Source organism: Microcystis sp. M20BS1 (assembly GCF_020245305.1).
GTDB lineage: Bacteria > Cyanobacteriota > Cyanobacteriia > Cyanobacteriales > Microcystaceae > Microcystis > Microcystis ichthyoblabe_A.
Window position 1 is genome coordinate 1 of record NZ_JADBUZ010000246.1, and the last position, 4,722, is coordinate 4,722.

10 protein-coding genes are annotated in these 4,722 nt (G+C 41.2%); 9 read left to right on the forward strand and 1 reads right to left on the reverse strand.

The features are described 5' to 3' along the window. Positions 1-546 precede the first annotated feature (546 nt). The 9 genes from IM507_RS22990 (at position 547) to IM507_RS23030 (ending at position 3,862) form a co-directional block, all read left to right on the forward strand. Entirely contained in the window at positions 547-807 is a 261-nt protein-coding gene (locus tag IM507_RS22990; protein ID WP_069474765.1) for a hypothetical protein, read from the forward strand. 3 nt (positions 808-810) lie between these two features. Next, positions 811-1,320, forward strand: a complete 510-nt coding sequence (locus IM507_RS22995; protein WP_069474766.1) for a PEP-CTERM sorting domain-containing protein — start codon at positions 811-813, stop codon at positions 1,318-1,320. A gap of 113 nt (positions 1,321-1,433) precedes the next feature. After that, complete coding sequence (locus tag IM507_RS23000) at positions 1,434-1,631, forward strand: hypothetical protein (protein ID WP_002739967.1); 198 nt, start codon at positions 1,434-1,436, stop codon at positions 1,629-1,631. Between the two features lie 35 nt (positions 1,632-1,666). Continuing rightward, positions 1,667-1,918 carry a hypothetical protein gene (locus IM507_RS23005; protein WP_002779207.1) on the forward strand — a complete coding sequence of 84 codons (252 nt, stop codon included), beginning with the start codon at positions 1,667-1,669 and terminating at the stop codon, positions 1,916-1,918. Positions 1,919-2,248: 330 nt separating this feature from the next. Continuing rightward, a complete protein-coding gene (locus IM507_RS23010) occupies positions 2,249-2,497 on the forward strand; it encodes a hypothetical protein (protein ID WP_002739691.1) in 249 nt (82 codons plus the stop codon). A 108-nt stretch (positions 2,498-2,605) separates the two neighbouring features. After that, on the forward strand, positions 2,606-2,923 hold the full coding sequence (locus tag IM507_RS23015) for a DUF4258 domain-containing protein (protein ID WP_287637804.1): 318 nt from the start codon (positions 2,606-2,608) through the stop codon (positions 2,921-2,923). Further along, positions 2,862-3,140 (forward strand): YgiT-type zinc finger protein, encoded by a 279-nt coding sequence (locus IM507_RS23020; protein ID WP_353847148.1) that lies wholly within the window; start codon positions 2,862-2,864, stop codon positions 3,138-3,140. Before IM507_RS23015 ends, IM507_RS23020 begins: the two co-directional genes overlap by 62 nt. 135 nt (positions 3,141-3,275) lie before the next feature. Beyond that, a complete protein-coding gene (locus IM507_RS23025; RefSeq protein ID WP_002739848.1) occupies positions 3,276-3,560 on the forward strand; it encodes a hypothetical protein in 285 nt (94 codons plus the stop codon). Further along, a complete protein-coding gene (locus IM507_RS23030; protein WP_287637805.1) occupies positions 3,557-3,862 on the forward strand; it encodes a PIN domain-containing protein in 306 nt (101 codons plus the stop codon). Before IM507_RS23025 ends, IM507_RS23030 begins: the two co-directional genes overlap by 4 nt. A gap of 5 nt (positions 3,863-3,867) precedes the next feature. On the opposite strand, the gene IM507_RS23035 is transcribed toward IM507_RS23030, so the two are convergent. Beyond that, positions 3,868-4,635 carry an ABC transporter ATP-binding protein gene (locus tag IM507_RS23035; protein WP_287637806.1) on the reverse strand — a complete coding sequence of 256 codons (768 nt, stop codon included), beginning with the start codon at positions 4,633-4,635 and terminating at the stop codon, positions 3,868-3,870. Between the last annotated feature and the right edge of the window lie 87 nt (positions 4,636-4,722).

The following is a 4,722-nucleotide window of genomic DNA, read 5'->3' on the forward strand; positions in this document are numbered from 1 at the left end:
CTGCGAAGGTTACATGATATCAGCCAGACTTGGAAACTATCTCATCAAATTAGTCCCCCCATAGAACCCCCTTGAGCCATCTTGCACACTTTTCTCTTTTTGTCAAATTTTATGTTAAGAAAGATGTGACTAATGGATAGGGATTAAGGGGGGATCAAAGAGGGCGAATGCAATTCGCCCCTACAATAATATTATTGCGCCAATGGTAGGAGCGCACTGTGGTCAGTGAGTTTATCGAACTGCGTGCGCCCTGTAATATAGATATTTCGACCAAATTGAGATTTACTACCCTACTCTCAAGAGTAACAATAATTATAAATTTTTGTAAATTTGTGTTGGTTTACACTTGACAAAATCGGGGGGGGTAAAATCCCGTTGTTGCTCTGTCTTGTCATTGAGGAACTAACTTAAAATTTAGTGATTGGCAATTTTGAAAAAACCAATTTTTCTCCCTTGCCAATGTCGCTTAATTCGAGATTTTCTCCTTTAAAGGTCAGTCAGAACATTTGTTTGTTTGTTTATTTGTTTTGAGGAAATTTTCTGAGTATGAAAACTTCGACTGTGCTTAAAAATTGCTCCAGAGTAGCAGCCGGTACTGTCTTTGTAACTTTGGGGATACTGACTACGGGAACCGCCCATGCCGCTGAATTGATTACCAACGGCGGCTTTGAAACAGGTTTTACGGGTTGGAATGTCTCAATACAACCTGGGAGTAGCTCGACGAATGGTTTCTTTATTGATGATGCTGACGGCTCCACGCCTTTCAATGGTCAAGCAACTGTTGGTCCAGCCAGTGGCTCTTTCTAAGCAGTGTCTGACCAAGACGGTCCGGGAGCCTATGCGCTAACCCAGACTTTTATCGTTCCTGGAGCTGCCTCATCGGTAATTTTGTCTTACGATATGTTCGTCAATGATTGGAGTGGACTTGGACCTATCGTCAATCCATCTGGACTAGACTACACCAGTGATCCCAACCAACACGCACGGGTGGATATCCTAGTTGCTGGGGCCAACCCCTTCTCAACCAATCCTGCGGATATCGTCGGTAATTTCTATTTGGGAAACGATCCCTTTGCTTCCAATCCTAACCCTTATACTTCTTATAGTTTTGACATTACCAGCTTGGTAGGAGCAGGCGGGAGCTACATTCTCCGATTTGCGGAAGTTGACAACCAGTTTTTTTTTAATCAAGGAGTCGATAATGTCAGTATTGATTTTACTCCTCTAGCTACTCCTGTTCCCGAACCTTCTTCAGTCTTGGGTTTACTCGCCATTGGTGCTTTAGGTGCGGGTGCAGCCTGGAAGCGCAAATTAAAATAAAAAACTGGCAAATCTAGCCTTAAATTAGCAGCGATCGCGCTATATTGATAAAGTGCGATCGCTTTTTTGGGGAGACATTCCAGATTTTTATTAATCTTTGTTAGAATGATGACATGGGTAATGGCTTTGAGTTGATTGGAGAACTAACAGAAATAGAGATTATCGCCGTCAACCTCTCTATTCGTGAACTCAGAAGGCTAAAAGCGCAGTTTGGGGGTCGTCGATGGCGAAAGCTAAAAGGAGTCGGCTTAGTTCAATTTCCTAATGGAGAAATCCGCAAAGCTGAACTACACTGGTATGAGTCTCATTAGTGCAAGGGAAGTGACGCAAACCGAACGAGAAGCTTATGAAGAGGGATGAGCCAGAAATGGAAGATGATTTACGGACAGAGTATGACTTGAAGCACCTCCGAGTTAGAAAGTTAGGCTCTGGAAGAAAAAGCTTTGGTGGAGTCACTGTGCGCTTGGAGCCTGATGTCGCAGAAATGTTTCCCACTGCTGATGCGGTTAACGAAGCATTAAGATTGTTGATCAGAGTAACGCGAGATAACAAAACTCTTGCTTCTACAGTACAGGCTAACCTAAAGGCTGAGTCCTGACAAAATGCAGGGCGGGATTGAGTATTTATAAGAAAGCGAAGGGAATGGCGAATAAAGCTATAGTCTCGAATTAGATGCGATCACGCTATATTTGTAGAGGGCGATCGCTTTTTTGTTATGGTGGTAGGAGTGTGGATGAATGAAGCAAAATTGAAAATCTATTTCGACGCTTGAATTGAGGCTCTTCTCGACTTTGTGTGATAATTTTTGCTTATGGAATTGTGAAATGCTTATCGGGCAAGACTTTTATGGCTGTTTTGCCGAAGAAACCATCAGTATAGACCTCGTTTCCACACAGAAACTAGAAGAGCCGAATTGAGGAAAATTACTATGAAAGTTCCAACAGATTTGACGATTCCTGAGATTGAGGAAATTAGAAAAGAGGGAGTTAAAGCTCTTGTAGAAAGATTGGGAATTGCTAAAGCGGCCTTCTTTCTAAGAGAAACATCATCCCAACCTCTAAATTATTTAGAAATTAAAGATCAGTTATTTGGCGAAATGACAGCGACGGATATTTACGGCTCTTCCGGTTTCTGTGTGGAAACGAAGCCTATACTGATAGTTTCTTCGGCAAAATAGTCGTAAAAGTCTTTCTCCGTCAACATTTCACGATTCCATAAGCAAAAATTATCACACAAAGTCGAGAAGAGCCTATTTACGCTCAAAGTAAAGGCGGCTATCACTGAAATGATTGAGGAAATTCGTCAAAAAGTTAGACAAAACCAATTGAAATTTTCTCAACACGCTGTCAATCAAAGTATCCTGCATCAGATCAGTGTTCAAGAATTACGGGAGGCGATGGAACAAAGCGAAATTATTGAAGATTATCCGGCTGATAAGTATGGTGCAAGCTGTTTACTTTTGGGATTTACTCTAATTAATAGAGCCTTACACATTCATTGTAGCTATCCCTCTCGCCCTTTGCTCAAAATTATTACCCTATATGAACCCGATCCAAATTTATGGATTTATTTTAAATCAAGGAGAACACCAGATGTCAACTAATTCTAGACAAGAAACCTTAATTGAACAAGAAGTTACCTATACCCTTGAAATCAATGGCAATTTTTTCATTATAGAAAATGTCCCCGCTAGAGTCTGTGTAGAAACGGGAGAGCGTTTTTTTGCACCAGAAACTGTCGAACGCTTGCAGGAAATTGTCTGGGAAAATAAGCGACCAAAACGGGTAATTGAAACACCAGTATTTGACTTTGCTAGTTAGTGTTTAATAGAAAACTGGCAAATCGAGCAACAATTGAAGTCTTAAATTAGGGGCGATTGCGCTATATTTGTAGAGGGCGATCGCTTTTTTGTTTATAATAGTTAAAGACACGATAAATTGATTCAAGTCAAGCCCATGCCACTAACTCTTAATTTAACATCGGAAATCGAACAATATCTCAGCCAAAAAGCGAGGGAGAAAGGTCTTTCTCTAGAAGCTTATGTCCTAAAGTTGCTCAAGGATACTATTTTAGAACAAGAAAAACAGACCAAACTGGTTAATTTACTTCAATCTTGGATTGATGAAGAAGATGAACAGGAACAACAAGAAACAGGTGAATATTTAATCGAAGCACTCAATCAAGATCGTTTATCTGAGCGTCCTTTATTTCCGGCTCACTTAAAGGGAGTAACTTGGTGAATAGAGTAGTTTTATTAGATACGGGAATTATCGGTTTAATTACTAATCCTAAGCGAGCGCCTGAAAGTCTAGCTTGTAATTGTTGGCTACAAACACTAATTAAAGCAGGTATTAGGGTTATTCTTCCAGAAATTGCTGATTATGAGGTGCGTCGAGAGTTGTTACGCGCTAACAAGATTAAAGCAATTAAGCGACTGGATGAGTTAGCTAACTCAATAGAATACCTAGCCATTACAACGGATGCAATGCGAAAAGCTGCTTTATTTTGGGCGCAGGCACGCCAACAAGGACAAATTATCTAAAATCCTTATTCATCCCCTAAATAAGCTTCAATCACTGCGCGATTCTCCCTGACTGTGACTGGATCTCCCAAAGCGATTAACTTACCGAAATCTAACACGGCAATGCGATCGCATAATCCCATCACTAAAGGCACATGATGTTCGATTAACAGGACAGTTAGAGCTAAATTATCGCGAATTTGTCGAATTAGCTGACTTAATGACCCCTTTTCGCTGGGATTCATCCCGGCTGCCGGTTCATCGAGGAGCAATAACTGGGGTTGCAAAGCTAAAGCGCGGGCAATTTCCAAGCGTCTTTGATCGCCATAGGCTAAATTACGGGCTTTTCGGTTGCTTTGGTCGGTTAATCCGACTAAATCTAATAATTCTCCCGCTCTTTTGTAGGTTTTTTCCTCCTCCCTTCTCGAAACTGGTAAACCCAAAATTCCCGTCCAGAGATTGGAGCTATTGTGAATGTGACCAGCGATCGCTACATTTTCTAAAGCCGATAATTCACCAAATAAGCGCAAATTCTGGAAAGTACGGGCAATTCCTGCCTGAGCGATCTGGTGAGGACGATATTTCGCCAGACTGTCGCCTTGATAAATTAAATCACCACTGGATAGGGGAATTAAACCAGTGATCAGATTAAATAAAGTCGTTTTTCCCGCCCCATTGGGTCCAATTAAGCCAAAAATCTCGTTTTTTTGTACCTGAAAGGAAACCCCATCGACAGCGACTAATCCCCCAAATCGACGGGTTGCCCCCCGCACTTCTAATAAATTTGCTTGCATCCTTGTTAATAGATTAAATTAGTCGATTTTACTCGATCAAGACGATTGCAAGTAAGCATTGCACCGACCAAAAAAAGATATTTCTCA

Bases quoted from the DNA above. Each gene is read 5' to 3' on its own strand.
- IM507_RS22990 (WP_069474765.1), top strand. From the start codon at position 547: ATGAAAACTTCGACTGTGCTTAAAAATTGCTCCAGAGTAGCAGCCGGT.
- IM507_RS23000 (WP_002739967.1), top strand. From the start codon at position 1,434: ATGGGTAATGGCTTTGAGTTGATTGGAGAACTAACAGAAATAGAGATT.
- IM507_RS23005 (WP_002779207.1), top strand. From the start codon at position 1,667: ATGAAGAGGGATGAGCCAGAAATGGAAGATGATTTACGGACAGAGTAT.
- IM507_RS23010 (WP_002739691.1), top strand. From the start codon at position 2,249: ATGAAAGTTCCAACAGATTTGACGATTCCTGAGATTGAGGAAATTAGA.
- IM507_RS23015 (WP_287637804.1), top strand. From the start codon at position 2,606: ATGATTGAGGAAATTCGTCAAAAAGTTAGACAAAACCAATTGAAATTT.
- IM507_RS23020 (WP_353847148.1), top strand. From the start codon at position 2,862: ATGAACCCGATCCAAATTTATGGATTTATTTTAAATCAAGGAGAACAC.
- IM507_RS23025 (WP_002739848.1), top strand. From the start codon at position 3,276: ATGCCACTAACTCTTAATTTAACATCGGAAATCGAACAATATCTCAGC.
- IM507_RS23035 (WP_287637806.1), bottom strand. From the start codon at position 4,635: ATGCAAGCAAATTTATTAGAAGTGCGGGGGGCAACCCGTCGATTTGGG.